The following is a 25,984-nucleotide window of genomic DNA, read 5'->3' on the forward strand; positions in this document are numbered from 1 at the left end:
GTAGAATGAGAAAAAAGAGGAGGCTTTGATGAAATTTTTAGGAGACGGTTTAACTTTCGACGACATTTTGCTCATGCCCGGGTATTCTGAAGTGTTGCCCAACGAAGTGGATTTAAAGACGAAGATCACCGAAGGCATCGAACTGAACATTCCCCTGATGAGTGCCGGTATGGATACGGTTACGGAATCGCAAATGGCCATTGCCATGGCCCGCGAAGGGGGCATCGGCATTATTCACAAGAGCATGCCCTTGGAAGAACAGGTAAAGGAAGTGGACCGCGTCAAACGTTCGGAACACGGCGTCATCACCGACCCCTTCTCCTTATCCAAAGAGCATGAAATTAAAGATGCCATGGAATTAATGAGCCACTACCGCATTAGCGGCGTGCCCATTGTCGACGAAAATAATATTTTGGAAGGCATTATTACCAACCGCGACATTCGCTTCGAAGACGATTTAAACAAAAAAATCGCCAGCGTCATGACCAGCGACAATTTAGTCACGGGCAAGCAAGGCATTTCCATGGACGATGCCCTGAAGGTGATGAAGCAATACAAGATCGAAAAACTGCCTCTCATCGACGACAGTCACCATCTCATGGGTTTAATTACGATTAAGGACATTGAAAAAGCCATTCAATACCCGAATTCCGCCAGAGATGCAGGCGGTCGCCTCCTTGCCGGAGCCGCCATCGGCGTCACCCACGACGTATACGAACGGGTGGAAGCCCTTCGTGCGGCAGGTACAGACTTATTCGTCATCGACACGGCCCACGGACAATCGAGGGGCGTTTTGAAAACCATCCGCGAAATTAAAAAAGCCTTCCCCGACATTCAACTGGTTGCCGGGAACGTGGCCACCTATCAAGGCACCATGGACTTAATCGAAGCCGGCGCCGACTGCGTCAAAGTCGGTATAGGCCCCGGTTCCATTTGTACCACTCGCGTGGTCACCGGGATCGGCGTGCCCCAAGTGACGGCGATCTTAAATTGTTCGAAAGCAGGCAGAGAAAAGGGCATCCCCATTATCGGCGACGGCGGGATCAAGTATTCCGGCGACGTGACCAAGGCCATTGCGGCGGGCGCCGACGTGGTTATGATGGGCTCCATGTTTGCCGGTACCGACGAAAGTCCCGGCGAAGAAATCTACGTGGAAGGTCGTCGCTTCAAGACCTACCGCGGCATGGGCTCCTTAGGTGCCATGAGCAGCGGATCCAGCGACCGCTATTTCCAATCGGAAACGAAGAAATACGTACCCGAAGGTGTGGAAGGACGCGTGCCCTTTAAGGGAAAAGTCGGCGATGTCATCTATCAACTGATTGGCGGTTTAAAATCCGGTATGGGTTATGTCGGGGCAAAAGATATTTATGAACTCAAGACCAATACGGAGTACATGAAGATCACTCCCGCTACCCTGCAAGAAAACCATCCTCACAACATTACGATTACAAGAGAAAGTCCGAACTACATCAGTTCTCGAAAATAGACACAAAAATGGCCGCTCCCGTGGAAACACAGGGGCGGCTTTTTCATTTATTCATATTTTAAGCGTCGTTGGGCAAAACCGTAGCCGAGAATACTCTCGGCGGCGGCAAAACCGATGACGACGAGGGAATCCTGCATTGTAAATCGGGCGAAGTGATTCATTTCATAGGCCAAGGTATTCAAAGCAAAAGCATTTTCGATCATGGGGATGATTTGCTGGGCACAGGTTAAAAAACCGACCATGGTCAATGCCACGGAAAGCAGGGTTACGCCGCCGAGGGATTTCATACGAATGCTTAAAGCGGAAAAAACAAAGACGGCGGGTATGGCCAAAAGAATGCTCGCGAAGAAGTAGTAGAAATAAAGAGAAAAATTAAGGCCACCGAAGCCGCAGACGAAGCGGCCGGCCAGGAAGAAACAGGAAAAGAAGAAAATTTGAGCGATGAGGATGAGAGCCAGCGCCAGGAAACATTTCGCAAAAATAAATTGGCTGTGTTTTGCGCTGCTGAGTCGGATAAAATTTAATCCCGCCTTGTGCTCCACTTGCCACAACAGGGCGACGATGATGGCGATGAGGGGCACATAGAAAAAAGAGAAATAGAATAGGGCGATCTGGGTAAATAAGCTCTCCCATTCATGGGTGAGCATGGCGCGATTGCCCATGTAATTAAAGGTACCGAAACTTGTCGCCAACAATGGCACGACGAGAATGGCCAAGAGAAGGGGTAGCCATCTTATTTTCTTGACCTCAATTGAAAAAACAGAAAACATAATGCCTCCTAAATGGTTTTGTCGCGGCGGATGCGCGTGTGTTTTTTAATAATGAATAGGCAGATTAATAAACCCGTGAGGGATGCGGCCAAGGATGGCCAAGGAACGGGATTAATCACGCGGTCAAATCCTTCGCTTCCCTTGACGAAGGAAATGCTCAAAAGGGAGCTGTACCACGCGAAGGGATTGATGAGCGTGAGCACCCTTGAAGTCAGCATGGAGAGAATACCAAAAAGAGCCCCGCCCATGGAAAAGAAGAGGGTAAAGTAAGGGCTTTTGGCCCGCGTATCCAATAGAAGAAAGAGGGCGACAAAAGCCGAGGTAGTAAGCCACTGGCTGAAAAACACTACGGCCACGTGGGCGCTCGCCACTTGGGATAGATGGAAATGATCGGAACGGGCGGCCATATGAAGAATCAATGCCCACTCGATCAATTGCAGAATGAAGAGGCGCAAACTGAGCCACGACCATTTTCTCATGAGAAGGGTCGACGGCTCCACGCCGAGCATTTCCTGGAGCTGAAACATATTGTTTTTCTCTTCGATTTCCACCACTTTTTTCACTAATGAAGAAAGAAGCACCGGGTTGAAGATCAACTGAAACAAAAAGTAGGCGTCTAAAAGGGAGAAAAGGGGATAGATTTCCTCTGTAAAAGAATTTGTAAAGCCAATGACGCCTAAGATGGGGACGTGAACGCATAGCATAAGGAAAAGCAGCAGATAGAGTCTCAAGCCTTTGTATTTTTTCGATTCCGTATTAATCAATGACGGCGCCTCCCCTCTGCGTATCCTGAATAAATAATGCTTCCAAACTTTCTCGCTCCTCTTCGATGCGGTAAATGTCCACATAAGGGCTTAGGGCGCGAACCGTCTTCGCCACATCGCGATCGGTAGGGTGGTTTAAGATCAGTCGGTCGCTGCGAATTTTGCATTCCAGGGAAGAAAGGACCTCCGCCGCCTTTTCATTGTCCGAAGTGCGAATGGAAAGAATCGGCGGATGAAGGCGACGATAATTTTCCAAGGTGCCGTCGTAGATCAAGTGACCCTTTTGAAGCATGGCGATATGGGTGGCGATTTTTTCCACTTCGTCGAGAATGTGAGAAGAAATTAAAATCGTCGTATTCTTCTCCACCGCCAATCGCTGAAAGAGGTGGCGCATGTCCAGGGTGCCCACGGGATCCAGGCCGTTAATGGGTTCGTCCAGAATTAAAAGCTTCGGTTCGCCGATGATGGCCATGGCGATGCCCAAACGCTGCTTCATGCCAAGAGAATAAGTTCGCACCTTTTCGTTTGCCTTTGTCTCTAGGCCCACGGCTTCCAAGGCCGGGAGAATATGCTTTTTGTCGATGCCCTTTAAGGTGCAGAGAATGGAAAGATTCTCATATCCCGTGAGATGATCGTAATAGGCGGGGCGCTCGATCAATGCGCCCAGCTTGCGATTGAGCATCTTTTGATTTTTCGGCACTACCTTTTCGCCGAAAAGCATCATGTCGCCAACCTCCGGTTCGATGAGGCCCAAAATGGCCTTCATCAATGTGGATTTCCCGGCGCCGTTGGGGCCGATTAAGCCGTAAATGGCGCCGGAGGGTAGATCGAAGTGATCGATGTCCAATACTTTTTTGCCGCCGTAGGTTTTTATAAGATGGTCGATGGTTAGTAGTTTACTCATGTAAGCCTCCTTTTGATTTCATGATAAAAGCTATAGCTCACACAAGCATGGAAGCACCATCACTTTTACATCACAAAAGAGGAAGCAGCCGCCCCCTATGATAAAATAAGGGCGAAAGGGGCAGTAGAGATGAATAAAAAAGAACCGGTCATTTTAATCGTAGACGATGAAAAATCCCTCCTGGATCATTTGGAAGCCTACCTGCGTAAGGCGGGCTATTCTTCCGTAAAAACGGCGTCGAATCTTGCACAGGCGCGGTTTCAACTGGCCAATCACCACGTGGATCTCATGATTTTAGATCTCATGTTGCCCGACGGAAGCGGCATGGACCTGTTGAAATCCCTGCGCAAAAGATCCCATCTGCCGGTGATTATTCTATCGGCTTTAGATGGCATCGACGACAGGCGGGAAGGCTTTGAGTCGGAGGCGGACGACTACATCGTGAAGCCCTTTCTCGCGGAAGACCTTTTGTGGCGGGTAGAGGCTGTGCTCCGCAGAAGCTTTCGCGAGGAGCGAAAAGGCCCCGTGGATTTAAACGGCGCCCTCTTCGATCCGGCGAAAGGCACGATTACAAAAGAAGGCGGGGAAGAGAAACTCACGGCGAAGCAGTACAAAATCTTGGCCCTTCTCGCCGAGAACTTAAACCGAATCGTCTCCATCGACCAAATTATCGACGCCGTGTGGGAGGAATCCTTCGGTTACGAAAACACCCTTATCACCCATATCTACCGCCTGCGGGAAAAATTGGAAGACGATCCTTCCAATCCCACCCGCCTGGTGACGGTAAAGGGCTTGGGCTATAAGCTCGTCGGAAAGCAGTAGAGGCTTCATTATGTTTCAGTTTATTTTAAAAAAATTACGCCGCTTCTTTTTGTTTACCGTGGCACTGTTCTTCGTCCTCGTCTTTCTCATCCTAATTATTCTCTACATCAACTACAATATGAGAAAGCAGTACACCACCCCAAGCGTTGCCTACGACTACATTATGGAAAATAAAAGTGACGACCTTTTTTTTGGCGAAAAGAATCGCCGCTTTCTAGAAGAAAACGGCTTGTGGGCCATACGCATCGACGAAGAGGGAAAAGTGGCGGAGTCTTGGAGAAAGCCGCCTGAAGTGCCCGAATACTACAAGATGACGGATGTGGCCCGCTTCACGCGATTTTATTTAAAGGATTATCCGGTGCTCACCTATGTGGTGGGGGACGAGCTGTTGGTCTTCGGCTATCCCAAGGGTTCCCTGGACAAGTTGCCCTTTAATTATTACAGTGTGGAACAATTGCTCTTAAACGTGGACTTGGCTCTTCTGTTTCTTTTTGGTTATCTCGTTTTCGTCTTTTTTATGTACCGCAAAGAGCGGGCCAATCTTTATAAAAACCTGAATCCGCTGCAAGATGCCTTGGATAATATCTATGCCGACGACTATGTACCTTTGGAGGAGACCGGGCAATTAAAGGAAGTGTCCCACGCGGTCAACGACGCCAATGCCCGCTATGTGCAGCTGAGCAAAAGCCAGAGCCAATGGATTCGAGGCATCAGCCATGACGTGCGCACGCCTCTTTCTAAACTTAGCTGGGGGCTGAATGATTTAAAGGACGAGTCCAATAAGGATGCGGTGGCGACCATGGAAGAAGAGATCATGCGCATCAGCAAAACCATTCAGGACCTGAACGACACCACGCGCCTTCAAAGCTTAAGAGACGACCGATTCACTTTTCAAAATCCTGCGCCTATTCTCAGGAAAATCATCGTCGCTCATCTGAACGAACACGAGGATCGAAGCATTTTATTCGACAATCAGTTAAGTGAAGACACGAAGATCCATATGGACAGCCACCTCTTCGCCCGCATGATCGACAATGTGATCAGAAACAGCATCATGTATCAATCGGGAGACATTCACGTGGAATGTTGTGAAAAAGAGGATAATGTCCGTATGACCATCCGGGACCAAGGCGGCGGCGTAAAAAAAGAGGTGCTGGATCGTTTGGAAGCTTCGGATTCGACTTCCGTTTACGTTCATGGCATGGGGCTTTTGATTTCGAAGCAGATTTGCAGGTTGCATAGAGGCGTAATGACGGCGACAAATAAAGACGGCGGTTTTCGGGTGGACTTTTCTTTTCCGAAGCGGGCGGGCGAATGAGGGGCCTGCCTATATTGACAGCTTTACTCACTCTTGATAACATGGTAAAGGATTTAAGGAGGTACGGATAAATGAAAGTTTCTATAATCATGGGCAGCTACAGCGACAAAGACATCGCCTTTGACGTGATCGGCGCCTTAAAAATGCTCGAAATTCCCTATGACGTGGTCGTTTACAGCGCGCACAGAACGCCCAACGACGTGGTGGACCACGTGAAAAAACAAGAAGAAGAGGGCACGGAAGTATTTATTTCTATTGCGGGAAAAGCCGCCCACTTAGGCGGGGTCATCGCCGCGCACACGACGCGTCCGGTGATCGGCGTGCCGGGAAAAACCTCTGTCGCAGGCGGGATGGATTCCCTTCTTTCCACGGTACAAATGCCCTCCGGCGTGCCCGTGGCAACCGTTGCCATTAACGGGGGAAAGAATGCCGGTATTTTAGCGGCGCAAATTCTTTCCGTCGGCGATCCGGCCATTAAGCAACGACTCCTGGCCTACAAAAAGCAATTACAAGACGAAGTGGCGGAAATGAACAAAAAATTGGAGGCTGATCTTCGTGCCTAAAATGAAAAGCGATGTAGAAATTGCACGGGAGGCCCATTTGGATGAAATCCAAGTGATTGCCGAACGCCTGAATATTCCGAAAGATAAATTAAAACCCTACGGCCGCTACATGGCAAAGATCGAAGGGCGCGCCTTTGAAGATCACGACGAAGCGCGGGGCAAGCTCGTCCTAGTCACCGCCATTAACCCGACGCCGGCGGGAGAAGGAAAGACCACCACAAACATCGGCCTCGCCATGGCCATGGACAAGATGGGCAAGTCTACCATCAGCACCTTGCGGGAGCCGAGCCTGGGACCGGTCTTCGGCATTAAGGGCGGCGCGGCCGGCGGCGGCTATGCACAGGTCCTTCCCATGGACGACATTAACCTCCACTTTACAGGCGACTTTCACGCCATTACCAGCGCCAACAATTTAATCGCCGCGGCCATTGACAACCACATTCACCAAGGAAACGAACTGGGCATCGATCCGAAAAAAATCTCCTTTAAGCGCGTATTGGATATGAACGACCGCGCCCTCCGGGAAGTGATCGTGGCCATGGGTCCGAAGAAAAACGGCGTCATCCGTCAAGACGGCTTCGACATTACCGTGGCCTCGGAAATCATGGCGATTCTGTGCCTGGCTCGTGATTTGGAAGATTTCAAAGCCCGCGTCGGCCGGATCATCATCGGTTATACCTACGACGACAAGCCCGTTTACGTCAAAGACCTTGAAGTGGCAGGCGCCGTCACCATGCTTATGAAAGATGCGATCTTGCCGAATTTGGTGCAAACCATCGAAAATACGCCGGCGATTATTCACGGCGGGCCCTTTGCCAACATTGCCCACGGGTGCAACTCCATTATCGCCACGGAAACGGCCCTGCATCTGGCTGATTACACCATTACGGAAGCGGGCTTCGGTGCCGATCTCGGTGCGGAAAAGTTTTTGGATATCGCGGCGCCTGAAGCTGGCTTTACGCCGGACTGCATCGTGGTCGTCGCCACGGTGCGCGCTCTGAAATACAATGGCGGCGTGGCCGTGAAGGATTTGGGCGAAGAAGACGTGGACGCATTGAAAACGGGCTTTGTGAACTTAAAGCGCCACGTTGAAAACATGAAGAGCTATGGCGTGCCCGTGGTTATCGCCATCAATAAATTCCCCACGGATACGGAAGCTGAGCTTAAGACAATCGACGAATTGGCGGTTGGCCTGGGCGTCGACGTGGCCCTTTCCGATGTATTCAGCAAGGGATCTCAAGGCGGCATGGAGCTTGCCGAAAAGGTCGTGGCTCTTTGCGAAGCGCCCAACAGCTACGCGCCCCTCTACGACACAAACCTGCCCGTAGAGGAAAAAATCGAAATGATTTCGAAGAAGATTTACGGCGCGAAAGACGTCGTCTATTCCGACGACGCCCTCGCCATGATCGAGCGCATTAAGAAGCTCGGCCGGGACAAACTCCCCGTCTGCATGGCAAAGACCCAAATGTCCTTTACCGACGATCCCACAAAGCTGGGCGCTCCGGAAGACTTTACCATTCACATTCGAGACATTCGCCTGTCCAACGGCGCGGGCTTTATCGTGGCCCTTACCGGCGCGGTTATGACCATGCCGGGTCTGCCGAAAGTTCCCGCCGCCAACGGCATGGACATCGACGCCCACGGCGTCATTACAGGCCTTTCATAAGGGGTGACTATGAGTTATTCTTCAAAAATACAAAATGATAGCATGGATGCGCTGTTTGAAGCCATTTTATCCTTAGAAAATAAAGAAGAGTGCTACCGTTTTTTCGAAGACATTTGCACCATCAAGGAATTAAAAGCCATTTCCCAACGCCTGGAAGTGGTGAAACTCTTGGTTTCCGACCAAACCTATCACGCCATTGAAAAGCAGACCGGCGCTTCTACGGCGACGATCAGCCGAATCAATCGCGCCCTAAACTACGGCGCCGACGGCTACCATTTGGTCTTGAAACGACTGGGCTATTTAGACGAGAAGAAAGACGAAGAAGAAGAGAAATAAAAAATCGGATCCCGCGGGGTCCGATTTTTTCATGAAGAGACTTATTTCGTTTTCAATTTGTCGACGATTTCTTTTTCCGGTGTCACCGCCACCGTGGAAAAGTCCGTGTAGAGGACGAGGCCCGGCTGATTGGAAGGATGGCGGCGTATAAATTGCCGCTTCGTGTAGTCCACGTCCACGTGGGCGGATTGACGGGCGCGGCTGTAGTAGGCGGCCAGGGCGGCCCCCTCGTAAATCGTGGCCTCGCCCACATCTTCGCCTTCGGTTTTTACGATGACGTGACTGCCCGGGCCGTTTTTCACGTGGAACCACAGATCGTCTTTTCGCGCAAATTTCAGGGTGAGTTCCTGATTCTGGCGATTGTTCCTGCCCACGTACATGGCGAAGCCCTCGGAGGAAGTGAAGGTCAGGTACTCGGGTTCTTTCTTTTTCTTTTTTTTGTTTTCCCCGCGGCCCTTATACTTTTTCTTCAGGAAATCTTCACGAAATTCTTCCTGTATGGCGTCCACCTCATCAATGGATTCGGCATCGTCGAGATTGTAGAGCATGGCATCCAAATAGCGAATGGTGTTTCTGTTTTTATCGATGCGGCCGGCCAAAAGCTTTTCCGCGTGTTTTAATTTCGTGTACTTTTTATAGTAGCGGGCCGCATTTTGAATGCCGTCTTTCGTCTCGTCCAGGGGAATCGTCAGGGGATTCATATCGTCGTAAAAATTTTCCAAAGTGACTTCCCCGGCGCCGCGCTGGATTTTCCACGCGTTGGAAGAGATTAAATCGCCGTAGACCTTGTATTTTTGGCGGTCTTTCGCATCCCGCAGTTCAAATTCCATTTTTTCCTGTTTATGAAGGGCCCGCTCTAAATGATTTTTGATCTGCTTATTCAGATTCTGGCTCTTTTGCCGCACCCGGTCTTCCAAGACCCGGGCGGAAAAGGTGTGATCCAAAAGCGCCGAAGGCCCGTCGTAAAAGGTCTTGCTCTCCTCCGGGTAGTGGGTTAAATTCACGGCGGAAAAGGCGATAATGTGGCCGGCGTCCGAAATGCTTTGGGGTCTGAATTCCGATGCGGCGATTTCCGAAAAAAGGGAGTGAAAGGCGCCGTACAAATCTTCAGACGAAAAAAGCTTCACCGGATCTTTGTCGCTTCCCCCGGCTCGATAGGCGATTTCTCTGGCGACAAGAGGCGAGACGCCTAAATAGCTGCGGATAAAAAAGTTTTTCAGAGACGTGCCTTCGCTTTCGTGAAGCCGCGCCATAAAATCCTCCTCCGTTTCCTTCAGGGGATTGGTCCGGTCTACAATGCCCTCCAAGGTGTAGCTTCCCCCCGGCAGCACTTCCCGCACGCGGCTCATGGAGCGATTGATCCGCTTTAAGGCGTCGAGGATAGTATTGTTTTCGTCGAGAAGAATAATATTGGAGTAGCGGCCCATCATTTCGATGACCAGCGTCTTTTCCACGCGGTCGAAAAGCTCGTTGAAACCGTCGACTTTGATTTTTATAATGCGGTCCATTTCCACCTGCTCGATGGCCGTAATGGTGGCCGATTCCAAATGCTTTCTGAGGAGCATGCAAAAAGCCGGCGGCGTTTGAGGATTTTTGAATTTTTTCTCCGTAATGTAGGCGCAGGGATTGTTCGCCGAGGCGGAGAGCAAGAGGCTCCCCCGGTCCGTCTTGCTCCTGAGATTTAATACCAAGGTGTCGTCTTGGGGCTGGTAGATCTTGTCGATCTTGCCGCCGGTGAAGCGACTGTTTAATTCCTCGGCCACCGCCTTTGTCATGGTTCCGTCGTAACTCAATGAATACCTCCCTTTCTGTCTTCGGGTCGTATCATGTATAATACCATAGAGGAGGCGTCTATGAACAGTATGACGGGCTTCGGCTCAAGTGAAATCGTCAAAGACGGCGTGAAGCTGAACGTGACGGTAAAATCGGTGAATCATAAAAATTTGGATATTCGGATCAAGGGATTGGCGGAAGCTCCGGCCTTGGAGCAAATGGTGAAATCCGCCATTGCCAAAGGGGCGAAGCGCGGCCACTTCGACGTGTTTGTGCGCACGGAAGGAGAGTCGAATACGGATCTTCGTTTCGATGCGGAGGCCTACGCCTTTTACGAGCAAATATTGAGGGAAAAGGGCGCGGCCCGGCCCGCGGAAGTGGCTTGGCTTCTGGAGCGACCCGGCGTCATTAAGCAGGGAACAGAGGAGGCCCTTGATTTGGACGAGGCCTTTTTAAAAGAGGCATTCGATGGGGCCTTTTCGGATCTCTGTGCCATGCGCGAAAAAGAAGGCGCGAATTTAAAGCAGGTTTTGGAAACGAATCTGGCAAAGCTCTCTGCCTACGTCGAAGAGATTCAATCGGCGGCCGCGGATGAAAAGGCGGAAGAAAAAGAGGCGTTCAGCCGCAGGGTCAAGGAGATCATGGCGGAATATGAATTGGACCTTCCTCGATTTTCCACGGAACTTGCTCTGCTCTACGAAAAAATGTCCATCGAAGAAGAAATTGCGCGTCTGATTTCTCACATAGACCAATTTAATGTTATAATGAACGGTAAAGGTTCTGTCGGTCGACGTTTGGATTTTCTCCTGCAGGAAATGTTCAGGGAAGCCAATACGATCGCCAGCAAATCAAGACATTTGGGGATTTTACACGACATTGTGGAAGTAAAAACCCTCATCGATCATTTACGGGAACAAGTTGCAAATATAGAGTAAAAAGACAAGGCGGGTGTCAGGTGTCAAAAGGATTTTTATTGGTACTTTCCGGTCCATCGGGCAGCGGAAAAGGTACCGTCAGCGAAGCCTTAATGGCGAAAAATCACGAAGTGAAATTTTCCACCTCGGTGACCACGAGAAAACCGAGATCAATGGAAGTCGACGGAGAAAACTACTTCTTTAAGACGGAAGAAGAATTTAAGGACATGGTGAAAAACGACGAACTCTTGGAGTACGCCCATGTGCACACGAATTACTACGGCACGCCGAAGGAGTTTGTATTTCAGGAAATTGAAAAGGGCGAAATCGTCTTATTGGAAATCGACGTGCAAGGCGCCCTTCAAATCAAGGACAAATACAAAGAAGCCGTGTTTATTTTCCTCCTTCCTCCCACCATGGAAGAGTTGAAACACCGAATCGTCAGCCGCGGCACCGAAAGTGAAAAAGACATTGAAACCCGCTTTGCCAATGCCTTTAAGGAACTGGACTTTGTCGGAAAATACGACTATTTCGTCGTCAACGACAAGGTGGATCAGGCGGTAAAGGACATCGAAAACATTATAGCGGCGGAAAAACTTCGGGTGAAACGATACAAGAACATTAAAAAGGACATAGTAGACAGAAAGGCGATACGATGAATATTTTATCATTTGGCGAAATTTCGAAAATTACCAAGAGCCGCTACGCGCTGGCGACCTTGGTTTCCAACCGCGCCAGGGAGCTGGTGGACGGCGAAGAGGCTTTGATCGACACGGATCTGGAAAACCCCGTGTCCGTTTCTCTGGAAGAAATTAACCAAGGCGCCGTGAAATTTACGAGCAAAGAACGCTTTGAAGCGATCATGGAAGAAAAAGCTCGCCGCGAAGAGGCCCTTCAGAGAGAGCTTGCCATGGTCGAAGAGGAGGAAGTGGTCGATGAAGAATAAACACGTTCTTCTCGGCGTCACCGGCGGCATCGCTGCCTACAAGGCGCCGGCCATCGTCAGCCGATTAAAAAAACTTGGCATGGAAGTCAAGGTGGTGATGACGGAGGCCGCTACAAAATTCGTCACGCCCCTTACCTTTCAGACCATGAGCAATGAAGTCGTTCATGTGGATATGTTCGATCAATTGAACAATATGGATGTGGAACACATTGCCTTGGCTAAATGGGCCGATGTCATGGTCATTGCGCCGGCGACGGCAAACACCATGGCCAAATTGGCCTACGGCATCGCCGACAACATGCTCACCACCGTGGCCTTGGCCACGACGGCGCCGATTCTCATCGCCCCGGCCATGAACACGCAAATGCTTCGCGCCGATGCCACCCAAGAGGCTCTGAAGGTTTTAAAAAACCGCAAGCAGTATGAGATTCTTCCCACGGCGGAAGGGCTCCTGGCCTGTCAAGACGTAGGCGAAGGGAAGATGCTCGAGCCGGAAGATATCGTGGATTACATCCTTATGGCCTTAACGGAAAAGACCATGGCCGGCGTGGATCTTACCGTAACGGCGGGTCCCACGAAGGAACGCATGGATCCCGTGCGCTTTATCAGCAATCACAGCACAGGGAAAATGGGCTATGCCATTGCCGCGGAGGCGGCAGCCAGGGGCGCGAAGGTGCATTTAATTTCGGGCCCGAGCAATTTAAAGGTGCCCAAGGGCGTGGACTTTATTCCCGTGGAATCCACCGAGGATATGTTTAAAGCCGTGGAAGCGAAGTTTGACGCCACTGACGTGTTGATTAAATCGGCGGCACCCAGCGACTACAAGCCCAAAACCTATGCCGCGGAAAAGATCAAGAAGCGGGAAGGCGGCCTCATGGCCGTGGAATTTTCGCCGAATCCTGACATCGCCAAACACTTCGGCGGCATGAAGGGTGATCGGGTCATCGTGGGCTTTGCCGCGGAAAGCCATAACATGGCCGACTATGCGAAAAAGAAATTGAAAGAGAAGAACTTTAATTTTATCGTGGCCAATAACATTACCGAAGCCAAGGCCGGTTTCGGCAGCGACACGAACCACGTGCACATTTTTTCCGCCGACGGCACCGACGAAGAATTGCCCATGATGGATAAAAGTGATTTGGCCGCCGCCATATTGGACCGGGTAGAAAGAGACCTGAAAAGCTAGAACATTCTAGCTTTTTTTGTATTATAGGGAGCGACTATGATTGTAGATGTGTATTTAGACAAGGCCTTGCCGCAAATCGATCAACTCTATTCCTATGCCTACGGCGGCGAGGATGCGGCCATTGTGGGCAAGCGCGTCATCGTTCCCTTCGGTCGCGGAAACAAGCCGGAGACGGCGGTGGTTTTAAGAATCGGGAGGGACGAAGGCAAGAAATTAAAATCCGTGATCCAGGTTCTGGACAGGCGACCCATACTGACGGAATCCGCCATTGCCTTGGGTATGAAGATGCGGGAGATCTTCGTCACATCCTATGTGCAGGCCTTTCAACCCCTCCTTCCGAAATACGTCTTAGGCGGCGTGGAAGAGGTGGCGGTAAAATTAATTGACGACGAGGAAGTGGCGGGTATTTTTCAAGGCGCGGATGCCCTTTCCACGGAGAAAATTCCTGCGGACGAACTGGACCGGCTGATCGAGGCGAAGAAAGTCGCCGTCCGCTTTCGCGGCACACAGCCCGTGAAGAAACGAGTGGTGGAAAAATACGTTGTCTGCGGCGATTACGACGGCCCCATGACCGAGAAACAGGCCATTGTCTTCGATCTTTTGAAAAATTCCCCGCCTCTTTCAAAGGCCGAAATCACCAAAAGGACCGGGCTCTCCGCGAGTCCTGTTGACAGCTTAATCAAGCGAGGCGCCGTCGCCCCGGCGGATCCCAAGGCCCTTCCTCCCGACAAGGCGCCGGATCTCCGGGAGGATCAGGTCGCGGCCATTGAAGGCATTGCCGAGTCCAAGCGGCCCGTCCATCTCCTCTACGGCAAGACGGGAAGCGGCAAGACGGAAGTCTACATGCAATTGGCCCGGCGCGCCATGGACGAGGGGAAGTCGTCTCTGATCATCGTTCCGGAAATCGGCCTGGCCACCCAAATGGTGCACCGATTGTCGGCCCGCTTTCCCGGGAAGGTAGACATCCTTCACTCCCGCCGCTCCGAAGGTGAAAAGGCCGCAGCCTGGATACGACTGAAAGAAGAGCCGGGGCGCATCGTCGTCGGCGCCCGCTCGGCGGTGTTTTCTCCTGTGCCCGAGGTGGGCTATATTTTTATCGACGAGGAACAGGAAGAAAGCTACGATTACCGGGAAGGTCTGCGCTACAATGTGCGGGACGTGGCGGAAATGCGCGTGCGCTTTGAAGGCGGCAAGGTCATCTACGGCTCGGCGACCCCTTCGGTGATTACCTACGCCCGTTGCGGCGAGGATGTGGAGCTTCATCGACTGGTGGGGGATCCGAAAAAAACGGAGGCGTCGCCGGTGGAGATCGTGGACATGCGGGAAGAGCTCTTTAAGGGCAATGTGGAAATCCTCTCCGAACGCATGGTGGAAGGCCTTGAGGAAGCCTTAAAGGAGAAGAAGCAGGCTATCCTCTTTATAAATCGTCGGGGCTACAGTCAATTCGTGAGCTGCAGAAGCTGCGGCCACGTCATCGAATGCGATGCCTGCGATATTTCCATGGTCTATCACCGGCGGACCCACCGCCTCCATTGCCACTACTGCGGCAGAACCAAGCCCATGCCGAGAACCTGCCCCGTCTGCGGCAGCGAATACTTAAAACAGTTCGGCATCGGCACTGAACAGGTGGAGTCCTGGATAAAGAATAAATTCCCCGAGGCGCGGGTCTATCGCATGGACAAAGACACCATGGCGCAAAAGGGAAATTACGAAAAGGTCTACGAAGCCATGAACGAAAAAAAGGTGGACATTCTCGTGGGAACGCAAATGCTCGCCAAGGGCTTCGATTTTGAAAATGTGGTCTTTGTCGGCGTCGTGGCGGCGGATTTGTCTCTCTTCGTTTCCGACTACAAGGCCCAGGAAAAAACCTACCAGCTCCTGACCCAAGTGGCGGGCAGGGCCGGCCGGGGCAAACACAAAGGCCGCGCCGTGATCCAAACCTACAATCCTGAAAATTACAGCATTCAATACGCGAAAGAGCGAAGCTACGAGCCCTTTTTCCACCGGGAGATGGAAGAGCGCAAGCGCTTCTTGTATCCGCCCTATGTGCACTTAGTGAAGATTCACATTCGCGGCACCAGGGACGTGGATCAGGTGGCATTGAACTGGAAAAAAACCCTGGAAGCCATCAACAAGCACGAACAGTTCGACATGCTCGTGGCCAATCCCGTGGAACAGCCGAAGATTAAAAATAAAAGACATGTGTCGATTTTAGCAAAAGTCTGGCCAAAGGAGTTTCAGCCTCTATTAAAGGCTTTAAAACGGGTATTGATGTATTACTATCGTACGCAAGCGGAAAAAGATATTACCATAAGCTTAGAAATAGACGGATAAAGTGAAAGAGAAGGAAGTGAAGAATGGCTAAATTACAAATTCGCATCGACGGCGATCCCATATTGCGCAAAAAGTCCCGAAAGGTAGAGGTCATCGACGAGGATCTCCACCGCCTCATCGACGATATGTACGAAACCATGTACGAGGCACAGGGCGTGGGCCTGGCCGCCGTGCAAATCGGAAAATTAAAACAACTCATCGTCATCGACGATTACGAAGGAACGAAGATCGTGCTCATCAATCCCGAGCGCGTGGCGGAAGAAGGGTCGTCTGAGGCCTTGGAAGGCTGTTTAAGCGTCCCCGAACGCGTCGGCAAGGTGAAACGCTTTGAAAAGATCAAAATCAACTACACCGACCGCGACGGGGAAGCGAAGACCCTGGAAGCCGAAGATTTTCTCGCCCGAATCATCCAACACGAAATGGATCATTTAGAGGGGATTCTCTACACGGATCTGACCGATGAAATGTACGATGTCGACGGGTCGAACGAGAGCGAGGCGGAATGATGAAAGCGGTCTTTTTCGGCACGCCTGATTTTGCCGTGCCCACACTGAATGCCTTAAACGAAATCTGCGACGTCACCTTGGTCGTGACCCGGGAAGACAAGAAAAAAGGCCGCGGGAAAAAGCTCTTGCCCACGCCGGTGAAGACCCGCGCTGAAGTCTTGGGGATCGAGGTCTATCAGCCCCATAGCTGCAACACGGAAGAATCGCTGGAAAAACTGAGAGCACAGGATGCGGATCTATTCGTCGTCGTGGCCTACGGACAAATTCTCTCGGAAGACGTGCTGGCCCTGCCGAAGAAACACATCGTAAACGTCCACAGCTCCCTGCTCCCGAAGTATCGGGGCGCGGCGCCCATGCAGTGGGCCATTCTGAACGGCGATGAAGAAACCGGCGTAAGCCTCATGAAAGTGGAAGCGGGACTGGACAGCGGACCGGTCTACGCCATGAAGAAAACCACGATCGGCGACAAAAACTTCGGCGCCATTCACGACGAATTAGCGGATTTCGGCGCGGATTTAATCCGAGAATTTGTCACAGATCTTGAAAAAAACACCGTCAGCTTCACGGAACAGGAACACGATGGGGCCACCTATGCGGCAAAAATCGACGACGAGCTTCTGGCCCTTCGCGCCGACGAGCTGACGGCGAAGGAATTTGTACGAAAGATTCGCGCCTTTTCGCCGGAGCCCGGCGCCCATTTCCTCTTTCGGGACGAGCGCCTGAAAGTCTACGACGGCGAAGTAAGCGACGAAAAAGTACCGACAGGTCATTATAAAGCGACGAAAAAGAAGCTGTGGATCGGAACCAAAGACGGCTCCGTCTTATTAAAGGAAATCCAACGTCCCGGCAAAAAACGCATGGCCATCGGCTCGTACCTTGCCGGTGCCCACTTGGATGAGAAGGGAGAAATCTGATGTACGGCATGTACTACAATTGGGATTACTTGATTTATATTCTTCCCGGCTTTCTCTTGGCCCTTTACGCCCAATCGAAAATCAAGACAAATTTCGATAAATACAGTCGCGTCACCAATGGCGAAGGCCTTACCGGCCGCTCCGTGGCGGAAATGATCTTGAGAGGCCACGGCATTTACGACGTGCGAGTGGACCGCGTGCGGGGGAGCTTAACCGACCACTACGATCCGACGCAAAAGGTGTTGCGCCTGTCCGATCCCGTCTATGACTCCACATCCATCGCGGCCCTGGGCATCGCCGCCCACGAATGCGGCCACGCCATTCAACATAACGAATCCTACGCGCCCCTTAAATTCAGAAACGCCATCGTGCCTGCGGCAAACTTGGGATCGAATCTGTCCTTTTTATTGATCTTTATCGGCCTCTTTGCCTTCGAGCCTTTGATGAAATTGGGCATTGCCCTCTTTGCCATTACCGTTTTGTTTCAACTGATGACGTTGCCCGTGGAATACGACGCCAGCCGCCGAGCTAAAGCCATATTAGCCGACGGCGTCCTATCCGGCGAAGAAATGGTGGGCGTGGAGCGCATTCTTTCCGCGGCGGCCCTCACTTATGTTGCGAGCCTGCTCACGGCCATCGGCACCTTGCTGCGATTTATTTCTCTGGGAAGGAGACGGGACTGATGCGAAATCCCCGTTTTCTCGCCCTCACCACGCTGGAAAAAGTGGAGAACGGCGCCTTTATTCAAGACGCCTTTGATCCCAAGGGACTCAAAGAGGCGGACCGCAACCTGGCGGAGACCATCGTCTACGGCACGGTGCAAAACAAGCTGTTTTTAGATTACGTGATCCATCGCTTCGTGAAAAAGCCGGAAAACCTGGATCAAAACATCCGCCAATTCCTGCGCATGGCCCTCTATCAAATGCACTTTCTGGATCGGGTGCCGGACCACGCGGTGGTCAACGAAACTGTGAAAATGGCAAAGATCATCTCGAATGTCGGCGCCTCCGGGCTTGTCAACGGCGTGTTGAGGCAAGTGATTCGGGAAGGAGACGAGGCCTTTAAGGTCCATGTCGACGACGAAGTGCGCCGTCTCGCCGTCACTTACAGCTTCCCTGAAGAATGGGTGCGCTATTTTCAGCGCCTTTTAAAAGACGAAACGGAAGAATTTTTAAAATCCACCTTCGATCCTGCGCCCTTAACTCTGCGCCCGGTCTCCGTGAGTGCCGAGGCGCTGATCGGAGAGCTTGAGGATGAAGGTTTTACCTGCGAAAGAACGAAGCCCAAATCCGCCGTGGTCGTAAAACATCCCCGAGGCCTTTTTGAAACCGAGGCCTACAAAGAAGGGCGCTTTTACGTTCAAGACGCGGCGTCTCAGGCGGTGGTTTCATTATTTACGCCGGATAAAGAGGCGCAGGCCATGGATCTTTGCGCAGCACCCGGCGGAAAGAGCTTTCAAATGGCGGAACAATTTGCCCACGTGGACGCCTTCGATGCTTCAGCCGAGCGCCTGGTGCGCATGGAAGAAAACATCCGCCGTTTGGGATATAAGAACATCACCACGGCGGTACGGGACGGAAAAACGCCCCTGCCGAAGAAAAAATACGATCGCATTTTGGTGGACGCGCCCTGTACGGGCCTGGGCCTGATCCGAAGAAAACCCGAGATCAAGTACCGCGTCGGATACGACGACGTGCTCCAGCTGGCCCGGGTGCAACGGCTCTTGCTGGAAAATGCCTACGACGCGTTAAACGACGGCGGCGAGCTGGTGTACAGCACCTGCAGCGTCACCGTGGAAGAAAATGAAGGCGTGCTTCATTCCTTCTTGTCGGATCATCCGGAGTGTCGATTAAAGGAAAAGGGAACGCGCTACTGGCCCCATCGCCACGGTACCGACGGGTTTACCATGGCTTGTATCGTAAGAAAGGATGCCTAATGCATTGGATGGAAATGACGCCTGAGGAACTAAAGGCCTACGTCGCCGGCTTCGGCGAAAAAAGTTTTCGCGCAACGCAACTCTTCGAAGGCATTCACGGTCAACGAAAGGCCCTCGAGGAGCTTTCGAATGTGCCGGATTCCTTGAAGAAGAGTCTTCCCGCGCCTCTTCGCGGCGCCAAAATCGTGAAGCGTCTGGCGTCGAAGCTGGACGAGACGAAGAAGTACCTCTACGAAATGGAAGACGGGGAGATCGTCGAAGGGGTTTTGATGAAATACCATTACGGCTACAGCCTGTGTGTATCGACGCAAGTCGGTTGCCGCATGGGGTGTAGCTTTTGCGTGTCCACACTCAAGGGCCGCATCCGCGATCTCACGCCTTATGAAATGCTTTCACAGATCTACGCCGTGGAAGAAAATGAAGAGATCTCCGTGGGAAACATCATCCTTATGGGGAGCGGCGAGCCCTTGGACAATTACGACAATGTGTTGCGCTTTTTGAAACTTCTCCACGAACCCAAGGGAAAGAACAAGAGCTACCGCTCCATGACCATTTCCACTTGCGGCCTCGTCGACGGCATCGGCCGTTTGGCGAAGGAGGGCCTGCCCGTTAATTTGGCCGTCAGCCTTCACGAGACGGATCAATCGGCCAGGGAGGCACTGATGCCCGTCGCCAACAGCTATAATTTAGACGAACTTTTTTCCGCCCTCAGGGATTACTGCGACGAGACAAAACAGCGGATCACCTTGGAATACACATTGATTCAGGGGAAAAACGATCAACCGAGAAACATTCGCGAGATGAAAGCCCTTACCAAGGGCCTTCCCTGTCACGTGAACTTAATCGCCCTGAACGACACGGCCCATTTCGCAGAGAAAAAACCGTCCAAAGAACACATCCTGCGCTTTCAACGAGAGTTGTCTCAAAGCGGCGTATCATGTACAATACGTAGAGAATTAGGCAGTGACATACAGGCCAGCTGTGGACAATTAAAAGCGGGTTCTGAAGCCATAAAGACAAGGTGATACTATGATAATTTCTGCATACACCCATATCGGTGGCAGAGAAAACAATGAAGACAGTTACTACGTGGATCCGAAAAAGCGCTTTGCCATTTTAGCCGACGGCATGGGCGGCCACGCGGCGGGGGAAAAGGCCAGCGCCTTGGCCGTGAACCGCTTAAAAGAAGTTCTCTCCGTTCCCGTGGAAAGTGAACGGGAACTTTTAGACCTTTTAAACAACGGCGTGCGGGACGTGAATCAAGAGATTTTCGATCAGTCCGCGGCCCATTTAAAGTACCGGGGCATGGGAACCACGTTGAGTTTGATTTATCTGCTTGATGGCAAGCTTTACTACATTAACATCGGCGATTCCAGAATCTACGGTTACGACGACGCCCTCTTTCAAATTTCAAAAGACGATAGCTTCGTCAATTATCTCTTGGATATCGGCGATATCTCCGAAGAAGAGGCCCGCGTCCATCCGAAGAAAAATGTCCTGACAAAGGCTTTAGGCACGACTCAAGGCGTGGATTTTCAAATTCGAAGCCTGGATGCGGATTTAAAATTTATCATCCTCTGTTCCGACGGCCTCTCCGACGTGGTGGAGAGCGCCGAGATTCAAAATGTATTGGAAACGGAAAAGGGCGATATCTCGAAGAAACTGGTGAAAAAAGCCCTGGATGGTGGCGGAAAAGACAATATCACCGTCATTGTACTAGATAAGAGCAGGTGAAGGTATGCAAGGAATGATTTTAGCTGACAGGTACGAATGCCTGAAACGAATCGGAAGCGGCGGCATGGGCGATGTCTACAAGGCCCACGACCGCAGGCTGGACAGAATCGTTGCCATCAAAGTCTTAAAGAGCGAATACAACGAAGACGAAAACTTCATTCGCAAATTCCGCCGAGAATCTTTGGCTGCCGCCAGTATTTCTCACCCGAATATCGTAAGTATCTACGACGTGGGCATGGAAACCGTGGGCGACGAAGACGTCTACTACATCGTCATGGAATACATCGACGGAAAGACGTTAAAGGAATTAATTAAAGAAGAGGGCATGTTGAGCCAGAATCAGGCGTTGAATTACCTGATTCAAATCGCCGAGGCTTTAAAAATCGCCCACAATAAAAACATTATCCATCGGGACATTAAGTCTCAAAACATTATGGTGACCCGAGACAATCGCGTAAAGGTCACGGACTTCGGCATCGCCCGCATGGCGGGAAACGCCACGGTCACCGTCACCAATGCGGTCATGGGAAGCGTCCATTACTTTTCGCCGGAGCAGGCTCGCGGCCAAAAAGTCGATGCCAGAAGCGATATCTACTCCATGGGCATCGTCTTATTCGAAATGCTCACAGGCGACGTGCCCTTTGATTCGGAAAATCCCATTACCGTTGCCTTAATGCACGTTCAAAACGACATTCCCATGCCGTCGGAGCGAAACCCCAGGGTGAGTCCGGAAGTGGACCGTGTCTTTAAACACATGACGGAGAAAAAACCGTCGGATCGCTATGCCAATGTGAGTTTGATCATCGAAGATGTGAAGGCCATTTTGCTTGGCAAAGTGTACGGCGACCGCGGCCAAACGGCTACCGGAACCACGGTGGTGATTCCGCCGAGTGCAAACCGCCTTCAAAACGATGCGACGGCGCCGAGAGATGCGGTGGGACCGACGAAGCGAAACACTCGGCCGATCCCGGTGAAAAAACCCAAGAAAAAGAGCAATCCCCTGGCCACCATCGGCGGGGTCTTGCTGGCTCTGTTGCTTCTCTTCGGCCTGGCTTTCGGCGGATCGAAGATCAAAGACATGCTGATTTCCAATCAGAAAGATGCGGCGGTGGAAATGATCGACTTAATCGGAAAAGATGTTTCCGAAGCCAAGGACTTCGCCGCTTCAAATGACTTGAAGTTGGAAATTGACGAGAAGGAATCGGACGAGGGGATAAAACCCGGCACCATATTGTCGCAATCCGTGGACGAAGGGGAAGTCCTGAAGCGAGGAGACCAATTCTCTGTTGTCATCGCCAAGGAGACGGAAAAAGTAAAGGTTCCCGATCTGGAGAACATGACCATCTCCGAAGCGCAGTCCACTTTAAAGACTGCGGGACTCAATTTAGTCGTGGATAAAACGGAATATAGCGATTCCGTTCCGGCGGATCGAATCATCAGTCAAAAGCCGAAGTCCCAAGAAGAACTTCCCAAGGGCGACAGCGTCCACGTGGTCATGAGCAAGGGCCAAGACGACAAGACGACCATCGTTCCCAATTTAAAAGGCGTTTCCATCGACAAAGCGAGAGCCCTTCTTAAAGAACAGGGTTTGAAGCTGGGCAATGTGGAAGAGCGGGAAGATATTTCCGTCGGCCCCGGCGAAGTCGTATGGCAACAATACAATAGCGGCAATCAAATCAAACAAGGTTCCACCGTGGACATTATCGTGAGCAAACGCGCAGGCAGCGGCGAGTCCGGTGACGAAAACGAAGGCCAAGTGAGCCACAAGAACATTTCCCACCGCATTCCGGACGACGGCGAAACCCACGAAATCGAAGTCGTGGTAGAGTCCGGCGGAAGCGAGCGTGTGGTCAATCACGAAGAAGTCATGGGTGGCTCCTCCGTATCCTATCCGGTGCAGGGAAGCCCCGGCGACAAAGCCTATATGCGCGTAGACGGCAATGTGGTTAAATCGGTGAACTTTTAATGAAAAAGAAGGGTAGAATCACGAAGCTGCTCGGCGGCTTTTACTACGTGGCCGCCGAAGACGGCGAAGTGTACGAAACGCGGGCCCGAGGCATTTTTCGCCATCAGAATCGAAAACCCGTGGTAGGCGATTACGTGGAGCTTTTAATCGACGAGGGAGACAGGCTGAATTCGGTTGAAGAAATTTTGCCGAGAAAAAACAGTCTGCTCCGCCCGCCGGTGGCCAATGTGGATCAAATTTTGCTTTTCATCCCCACGGCGAATCCCAAATACAATTTGTATTTGGTGGATAAAATGCTGGCTTACTACGAACAGAAAAACGTCAGCGTCGTCCCCGTCGTATCGAAACAAGACATGGATCCCGAAGAAGCGGATCGCCTGCGCACCCTTTACGAAGGCTGCGGCTACCGAGTCATGGGCTTGTCGGAAGCCGACGAGGAGTCGGTGAATCGGCTGAGGGAGATGCTCTATGAAAAGACCACGGTCTTAAGCGGCGTCTCCGGCTCGGGGAAGACCACGTTCTTAAACCGTATCTTGAATTTGGATTTGGAAACGGGCACGGTGAGCGAAAAGACCAATCGCGGCAAGCACACGACGCGGCATACGGAGATCTTTACCGGAGAGAAGGGCATGTATCTCTTCGATACACCCGGGTTTTCCAGCATCGAAATCGACTCCATCGCATCAGTGGATTTGGACGTGCATTTCAGAGACTTTGTGCCTTTTATTCAAGACTGCAAATTTCTGGATTGTCGCCACGTGAAAGAGCCCGGCTGTGCCGTGCGTGAGGCCTACGAAAGCGGCGATTTGGCGAGCAGTCGCTATGAAAATTATTTGCGTTTTTACGAGGAATTAGTAGAAAAGGAGAATGGAAAATGGCGTTAGTGGCACCGTCGATATTATCGGCAGATTTTGCGAAATTAGGTGAAGCCATCACCTTCTTGGACGAGAGAGTGGTGGATTACATTCACATCGACGTAATGGACGGCAAGTATGTGCCGAATCTGACCTTCGGCCCGCCGGTCATCAAGGCCATTCGCCCCTTCACCGCCATTCCCTTCGACGTCCATTTGATGATCGAGAAGCCGGAAGATTCCGTGGATGACTACATCGCCGCCGGCGCCGATCGAATTACGTTTCACACCGACGCCACCATTCACGCCCATCGACTGATTCACCGCATAAAAGAAGCGGGGATCAAGGCCGGCATCAGCTTAAACCCGTCTCAAAATCCCGAATCCGTTCGCTACCTGCTCGACGATGTGGATCTCGTGCTTTTAATGAGCGTCAATCCCGGCTTCGGCGGTCAATCCTTTATCTCCTCCACCATCGAAAAGGCGAAGCAATTACGGGCCATGACCCATCGCGAAGATTTGGAAATCATGGTGGACGGCGGAATCAACGAAACCACCGGCGCATCCATGGTGGAAGCGGGCTGCGACAGCTTGGTGGCGGGATCCTACATCTTTAAACACGACGATCCCACAGCTGCCATCGACGCATTGAAACGCCTATGAAGCGGGGATTGATCGTTACCGGCGGGCGGCGTCCGTCAAGGGAACTGCTTGAAAGCGAAATTCGCTGGGCCGACGGCATTATCTGTGCCGACGGCGGCTACGACGCGCTGGCTCATGTGCCGGAAAAATTGAAGCTCGTGATCGGCGATTTCGACAGCTCCCATCGCCTGGCTGAACTGAAAGAAAAGCAACTTCCCATCGAAGTGCTTCCGCCGATGAAAGATGAGACGGACACGGAAATGGCCATGACGCGCATGTTGGAATACGAGCCCGATGAAATTCATATTTTAGGCGGTACGGGCAGCCGTTGGGATCACAGCGTGGCGACGATTTTTTCCATGGAAGCCTATCTTGACGAAAAGGCAAAGATCACCATGATCGACGAAAACAATCGCCTGCGCATGGTCGGCCCCGGTACCTACGCCATCGAAAAGCTAGGATTTCACTATGTAAGTTTTGTTCCCGTTACCGACGCCATCACCATTTCCACCGAAGGATTTAAATACGAAGTGGACCACTTAAAGCTTTCCAGAAAAAAAACCCGCGGCGTCAGCAACGAATTGCTGAAGGACGCGGGCAAGGTGACACTGCACGAGGGAAAGATGCTCATCATCCATTCGAAAGATGAATAGCATTTCCGCCAATCAAAAAAGGCCCCGAAGGGCTTTTTTTGTTGCGCTTAATTCACTTGATTTCTCGGCTTCTTTCCGGCGATGAAATCTTCCAGATTGTCGACGCAGGCATTGCCCATCTCAAGGCGTGCTTCCACCGTGGCATTGCCCAGGTGAGGCGCCAAGGTCACATTGTCGAGATGCAAAAGATCTTCCGTGACCTTCGGTTCGAATTCATAGACGTCCAAGGCGGCGCCGGCGATGGTGCCGTCTTTTAACGCATCGGCCAGAGCCTGTTCGTCGATTAACGGGCCGCGAGCCGCATTGATGAAGGTGGCGGATTTCTTCATGGCCTTAAAAGCGTCGGCGTCGAATTTGTGCTTCAATTCGGGAACGAAGGCGGAGTGAAGGCTGATGAAGTCCGATTCCTTCAACAGTTCTTCAAAGGATACATAGGTGGCACCTAATTCTTCGATGGCTTCTTTGCGATTTCTCGAATTGTAAATAACCTTCATGTCGAAAGCAAGGGCGCGCTTCGCCAAGTTTTGACCGATATTTCCCATGCCGAAAATACCCAGGGTCTTTCCCTTTAATTGTTGGCCAAGGAAGTAGGTGGGGCGCCATCCGTGGAAGCCGCCTTCACGAAGATCCTTTTCGCCGCGAATCAATTGCCGCGCTTGTGCCAGCATTAAGGTAAAGGCCAATTCGGCGGTGGAAACGGCGGAGGAGGGAGCCGGTGCGTTGCAGACGACGATGCCTTTTTCGCGGGCATAGGCGATGTCGATGTTATCGAAGCCGGCGCCGTAATTTAAAATCAGTTTTAAATCCTTTGCAGCATCAATGACTTCTTTGTCGATCTTATCCGACAGGGGACAGATCAGGGCGTCTTTTCCCTGAAGGCCCGCGATAATTTCTTCTTTCGTCATGGGAACATTGCTGTCGTTGTAGCTGTAATCCACGCCTTCTAAGCGTTTGATGATTTCTTCGGGTACACGACTGGAAATAAAAAGTTTCATACT

At 51.5% G+C, this 25,984-nt stretch carries 26 protein-coding genes; 21 read left to right on the forward strand and 5 right to left on the reverse strand.

The window, feature by feature from the left end:
* Positions 1-28: 28 nt before the first annotated feature.
* Positions 29-1,486, forward strand: a complete 1,458-nt coding sequence (gene guaB, locus DG046_RS06475; protein WP_108831694.1) for an IMP dehydrogenase — start codon at positions 29-31, stop codon at positions 1,484-1,486.
* A gap of 47 nt (positions 1,487-1,533) precedes the next feature.
* On the opposite strand, the gene DG046_RS06480 is transcribed toward guaB, so the two are convergent.
* From DG046_RS06480 to DG046_RS06490, 3 genes are read right to left on the reverse strand one after another with little or no spacing between them, the layout of a single operon-like run.
* Positions 1,534-2,256 (reverse strand): ABC transporter permease, encoded by a 723-nt coding sequence (locus tag DG046_RS06480; RefSeq protein ID WP_108831695.1) that lies wholly within the window; start codon positions 2,254-2,256, stop codon positions 1,534-1,536.
* An 8-nt stretch (positions 2,257-2,264) separates the two neighbouring features.
* The gene (locus DG046_RS06485) at positions 2,265-3,020 is read right to left on the reverse strand and encodes a hypothetical protein (RefSeq protein ID WP_108831696.1); all 756 of its coding nucleotides are present in this window, start codon (positions 3,018-3,020) and stop codon (positions 2,265-2,267) included.
* Positions 3,013-3,924, reverse strand: coding sequence for an ABC transporter ATP-binding protein (locus DG046_RS06490; RefSeq protein ID WP_108831697.1), 912 nt, complete (start codon positions 3,922-3,924; stop codon positions 3,013-3,015). Before DG046_RS06490 ends, DG046_RS06485 begins: the two co-directional genes overlap by 8 nt.
* Positions 3,925-4,053: 129 nt before the next feature.
* Between DG046_RS06490 and DG046_RS06495 the strand changes: the two genes are divergently transcribed.
* The 5 genes from DG046_RS06495 (at position 4,054) to DG046_RS06515 (ending at position 8,629) form a co-directional block, all read left to right on the forward strand.
* Positions 4,054-4,746, forward strand: a complete 693-nt coding sequence (locus DG046_RS06495) for a response regulator transcription factor (RefSeq protein ID WP_108831698.1) — start codon at positions 4,054-4,056, stop codon at positions 4,744-4,746.
* 10 nt (positions 4,747-4,756) lie between these two features.
* Positions 4,757-6,064 carry a sensor histidine kinase gene (locus DG046_RS06500; RefSeq protein ID WP_108831699.1) on the forward strand — a complete coding sequence of 436 codons (1,308 nt, stop codon included), beginning with the start codon at positions 4,757-4,759 and terminating at the stop codon, positions 6,062-6,064.
* 71 nt (positions 6,065-6,135) lie between these two features.
* Complete coding sequence (gene purE, locus DG046_RS06505) at positions 6,136-6,627, forward strand: 5-(carboxyamino)imidazole ribonucleotide mutase (RefSeq protein WP_108831700.1); 492 nt, start codon at positions 6,136-6,138, stop codon at positions 6,625-6,627.
* A gap of 1 nt (position 6,628) precedes the next feature.
* Positions 6,629-8,293 carry a formate--tetrahydrofolate ligase gene (locus tag DG046_RS06510; RefSeq protein ID WP_108831701.1) on the forward strand — a complete coding sequence of 555 codons (1,665 nt, stop codon included), beginning with the start codon at positions 6,629-6,631 and terminating at the stop codon, positions 8,291-8,293.
* A 9-nt stretch (positions 8,294-8,302) separates the two neighbouring features.
* Entirely contained in the window at positions 8,303-8,629 is a 327-nt protein-coding gene (locus DG046_RS06515) for a YerC/YecD family TrpR-related protein (protein ID WP_108831702.1), read from the forward strand.
* A 41-nt stretch (positions 8,630-8,670) separates the two neighbouring features.
* Here the strand turns inward: DG046_RS06515 and DG046_RS06520 are convergent, their stop codons facing one another.
* The gene (locus DG046_RS06520; protein ID WP_108831703.1) at positions 8,671-10,422 is read right to left on the reverse strand and encodes an Rqc2 family fibronectin-binding protein; all 1,752 of its coding nucleotides are present in this window, start codon (positions 10,420-10,422) and stop codon (positions 8,671-8,673) included.
* Positions 10,423-10,482: 60 nt separating this feature from the next.
* Here DG046_RS06520 and DG046_RS06525 point away from each other — a divergent pair, with 60 nt between their 5' ends.
* The 15 genes from DG046_RS06525 to DG046_RS06595 are packed head-to-tail and all read left to right on the forward strand — an operon-like array spanning position 10,483 to position 24,986.
* Positions 10,483-11,337: a YicC/YloC family endoribonuclease gene (locus DG046_RS06525; RefSeq protein WP_159082084.1), complete on the forward strand. Its 855-nt coding sequence runs from the start codon at positions 10,483-10,485 to the stop codon at positions 11,335-11,337.
* A 20-nt stretch (positions 11,338-11,357) separates the two neighbouring features.
* Complete coding sequence (gene gmk / locus DG046_RS06530; protein WP_108831705.1) at positions 11,358-11,975, forward strand: guanylate kinase; 618 nt, start codon at positions 11,358-11,360, stop codon at positions 11,973-11,975.
* Complete coding sequence (rpoZ, locus tag DG046_RS06535) at positions 11,972-12,262, forward strand: DNA-directed RNA polymerase subunit omega (protein ID WP_108831706.1); 291 nt, start codon at positions 11,972-11,974, stop codon at positions 12,260-12,262. The genes gmk and rpoZ overlap by 4 nt, the downstream gene beginning before the upstream one ends.
* Positions 12,252-13,448 (forward strand): bifunctional phosphopantothenoylcysteine decarboxylase/phosphopantothenate--cysteine ligase CoaBC, encoded by a 1,197-nt coding sequence (coaBC, locus tag DG046_RS06540; RefSeq protein WP_108831707.1) that lies wholly within the window; start codon positions 12,252-12,254, stop codon positions 13,446-13,448. Before rpoZ ends, coaBC begins: the two co-directional genes overlap by 11 nt.
* Before the next feature lie 36 nt (positions 13,449-13,484).
* Entirely contained in the window at positions 13,485-15,782 is a 2,298-nt protein-coding gene (gene priA / locus DG046_RS06545; protein WP_108831708.1) for a replication restart helicase PriA, read from the forward strand.
* A 23-nt stretch (positions 15,783-15,805) separates the two neighbouring features.
* Complete coding sequence (gene def, locus DG046_RS06550) at positions 15,806-16,288, forward strand: peptide deformylase (RefSeq protein ID WP_108831709.1); 483 nt, start codon at positions 15,806-15,808, stop codon at positions 16,286-16,288.
* Positions 16,288-17,202: a methionyl-tRNA formyltransferase gene (gene fmt / locus DG046_RS06555; RefSeq protein ID WP_108831710.1), complete on the forward strand. Its 915-nt coding sequence runs from the start codon at positions 16,288-16,290 to the stop codon at positions 17,200-17,202. The genes def and fmt overlap by 1 nt, the downstream gene beginning before the upstream one ends.
* A complete protein-coding gene (locus tag DG046_RS06560; RefSeq protein WP_108831711.1) occupies positions 17,202-17,885 on the forward strand; it encodes a zinc metallopeptidase in 684 nt (227 codons plus the stop codon). Before fmt ends, DG046_RS06560 begins: the two co-directional genes overlap by 1 nt.
* Positions 17,885-19,138 carry a 16S rRNA (cytosine(967)-C(5))-methyltransferase RsmB gene (gene rsmB, locus DG046_RS06565; protein ID WP_108831712.1) on the forward strand — a complete coding sequence of 418 codons (1,254 nt, stop codon included), beginning with the start codon at positions 17,885-17,887 and terminating at the stop codon, positions 19,136-19,138. Before DG046_RS06560 ends, rsmB begins: the two co-directional genes overlap by 1 nt.
* The gene (rlmN, locus tag DG046_RS06570; RefSeq protein ID WP_108831713.1) at positions 19,138-20,163 is read left to right on the forward strand and encodes a dual-specificity RNA methyltransferase RlmN; all 1,026 of its coding nucleotides are present in this window, start codon (positions 19,138-19,140) and stop codon (positions 20,161-20,163) included. Before rsmB ends, rlmN begins: the two co-directional genes overlap by 1 nt.
* A gap of 4 nt (positions 20,164-20,167) precedes the next feature.
* Complete coding sequence (locus tag DG046_RS06575) at positions 20,168-20,872, forward strand: PP2C family protein-serine/threonine phosphatase (protein WP_108831714.1); 705 nt, start codon at positions 20,168-20,170, stop codon at positions 20,870-20,872.
* Positions 20,873-20,876: 4 nt separating this feature from the next.
* Positions 20,877-22,838 carry a Stk1 family PASTA domain-containing Ser/Thr kinase gene (pknB, locus tag DG046_RS06580; protein ID WP_108831715.1) on the forward strand — a complete coding sequence of 654 codons (1,962 nt, stop codon included), beginning with the start codon at positions 20,877-20,879 and terminating at the stop codon, positions 22,836-22,838.
* A complete protein-coding gene (rsgA, locus tag DG046_RS06585; RefSeq protein WP_108831716.1) occupies positions 22,838-23,722 on the forward strand; it encodes a ribosome small subunit-dependent GTPase A in 885 nt (294 codons plus the stop codon). The genes pknB and rsgA overlap by 1 nt, the downstream gene beginning before the upstream one ends.
* The gene (gene rpe / locus DG046_RS06590) at positions 23,713-24,354 is read left to right on the forward strand and encodes a ribulose-phosphate 3-epimerase (RefSeq protein ID WP_108831717.1); all 642 of its coding nucleotides are present in this window, start codon (positions 23,713-23,715) and stop codon (positions 24,352-24,354) included. Before rsgA ends, rpe begins: the two co-directional genes overlap by 10 nt.
* Positions 24,351-24,986 (forward strand): thiamine diphosphokinase, encoded by a 636-nt coding sequence (locus tag DG046_RS06595; protein ID WP_108831718.1) that lies wholly within the window; start codon positions 24,351-24,353, stop codon positions 24,984-24,986. Before rpe ends, DG046_RS06595 begins: the two co-directional genes overlap by 4 nt.
* A gap of 47 nt (positions 24,987-25,033) precedes the next feature.
* On the opposite strand, the gene DG046_RS06600 is transcribed toward DG046_RS06595, so the two are convergent.
* The gene (locus tag DG046_RS06600; protein WP_108831719.1) at positions 25,034-25,981 is read right to left on the reverse strand and encodes a 2-hydroxyacid dehydrogenase family protein; all 948 of its coding nucleotides are present in this window, start codon (positions 25,979-25,981) and stop codon (positions 25,034-25,036) included.
* Between the last annotated feature and the right edge of the window lie 3 nt (positions 25,982-25,984).

The sequence above is a fragment of the Aedoeadaptatus coli genome, assembly GCF_900343085.1.
Classification (GTDB): Bacteria; Bacillota; Clostridia; order Tissierellales; family Peptoniphilaceae; genus Aedoeadaptatus; species Aedoeadaptatus coli.

Bases quoted from the DNA above. Each gene is read 5' to 3' on its own strand.
- rsgA (WP_108831716.1), top strand. From the start codon at position 22,838: ATGAAAAAGAAGGGTAGAATCACGAAGCTGCTCGGCGGCTTTTACTAC.
- DG046_RS06510 (WP_108831701.1), top strand. From the start codon at position 6,629: ATGAAAAGCGATGTAGAAATTGCACGGGAGGCCCATTTGGATGAAATC.
- rsmB (WP_108831712.1), top strand. From the start codon at position 17,885: ATGCGAAATCCCCGTTTTCTCGCCCTCACCACGCTGGAAAAAGTGGAG.
- coaBC (WP_108831707.1), top strand. From the start codon at position 12,252: ATGAAGAATAAACACGTTCTTCTCGGCGTCACCGGCGGCATCGCTGCC.
- fmt (WP_108831710.1), top strand. From the start codon at position 16,288: ATGAAAGCGGTCTTTTTCGGCACGCCTGATTTTGCCGTGCCCACACTG.
- rpoZ (WP_108831706.1), top strand. From the start codon at position 11,972: ATGAATATTTTATCATTTGGCGAAATTTCGAAAATTACCAAGAGCCGC.
- DG046_RS06575 (WP_108831714.1), top strand. From the start codon at position 20,168: ATGATAATTTCTGCATACACCCATATCGGTGGCAGAGAAAACAATGAA.
- def (WP_108831709.1), top strand. From the start codon at position 15,806: ATGGCTAAATTACAAATTCGCATCGACGGCGATCCCATATTGCGCAAA.
- priA (WP_108831708.1), top strand. From the start codon at position 13,485: ATGATTGTAGATGTGTATTTAGACAAGGCCTTGCCGCAAATCGATCAA.
- DG046_RS06600 (WP_108831719.1), bottom strand. From the start codon at position 25,981: ATGAAACTTTTTATTTCCAGTCGTGTACCCGAAGAAATCATCAAACGC.
- DG046_RS06560 (WP_108831711.1), top strand. From the start codon at position 17,202: ATGTACGGCATGTACTACAATTGGGATTACTTGATTTATATTCTTCCC.
- DG046_RS06500 (WP_108831699.1), top strand. From the start codon at position 4,757: ATGTTTCAGTTTATTTTAAAAAAATTACGCCGCTTCTTTTTGTTTACC.
- DG046_RS06495 (WP_108831698.1), top strand. From the start codon at position 4,054: ATGAATAAAAAAGAACCGGTCATTTTAATCGTAGACGATGAAAAATCC.
- DG046_RS06595 (WP_108831718.1), top strand. From the start codon at position 24,351: ATGAAGCGGGGATTGATCGTTACCGGCGGGCGGCGTCCGTCAAGGGAA.
- pknB (WP_108831715.1), top strand. From the start codon at position 20,877: ATGCAAGGAATGATTTTAGCTGACAGGTACGAATGCCTGAAACGAATC.
- DG046_RS06515 (WP_108831702.1), top strand. From the start codon at position 8,303: ATGAGTTATTCTTCAAAAATACAAAATGATAGCATGGATGCGCTGTTT.
- DG046_RS06525 (WP_159082084.1), top strand. From the start codon at position 10,483: ATGAACAGTATGACGGGCTTCGGCTCAAGTGAAATCGTCAAAGACGGC.
- rlmN (WP_108831713.1), top strand. From the start codon at position 19,138: ATGCATTGGATGGAAATGACGCCTGAGGAACTAAAGGCCTACGTCGCC.
- DG046_RS06490 (WP_108831697.1), bottom strand. From the start codon at position 3,924: ATGAGTAAACTACTAACCATCGACCATCTTATAAAAACCTACGGCGGC.
- rpe (WP_108831717.1), top strand. From the start codon at position 23,713: ATGGCGTTAGTGGCACCGTCGATATTATCGGCAGATTTTGCGAAATTA.
- purE (WP_108831700.1), top strand. From the start codon at position 6,136: ATGAAAGTTTCTATAATCATGGGCAGCTACAGCGACAAAGACATCGCC.
- guaB (WP_108831694.1), top strand. From the start codon at position 29: ATGAAATTTTTAGGAGACGGTTTAACTTTCGACGACATTTTGCTCATG.
- DG046_RS06480 (WP_108831695.1), bottom strand. From the start codon at position 2,256: ATGTTTTCTGTTTTTTCAATTGAGGTCAAGAAAATAAGATGGCTACCC.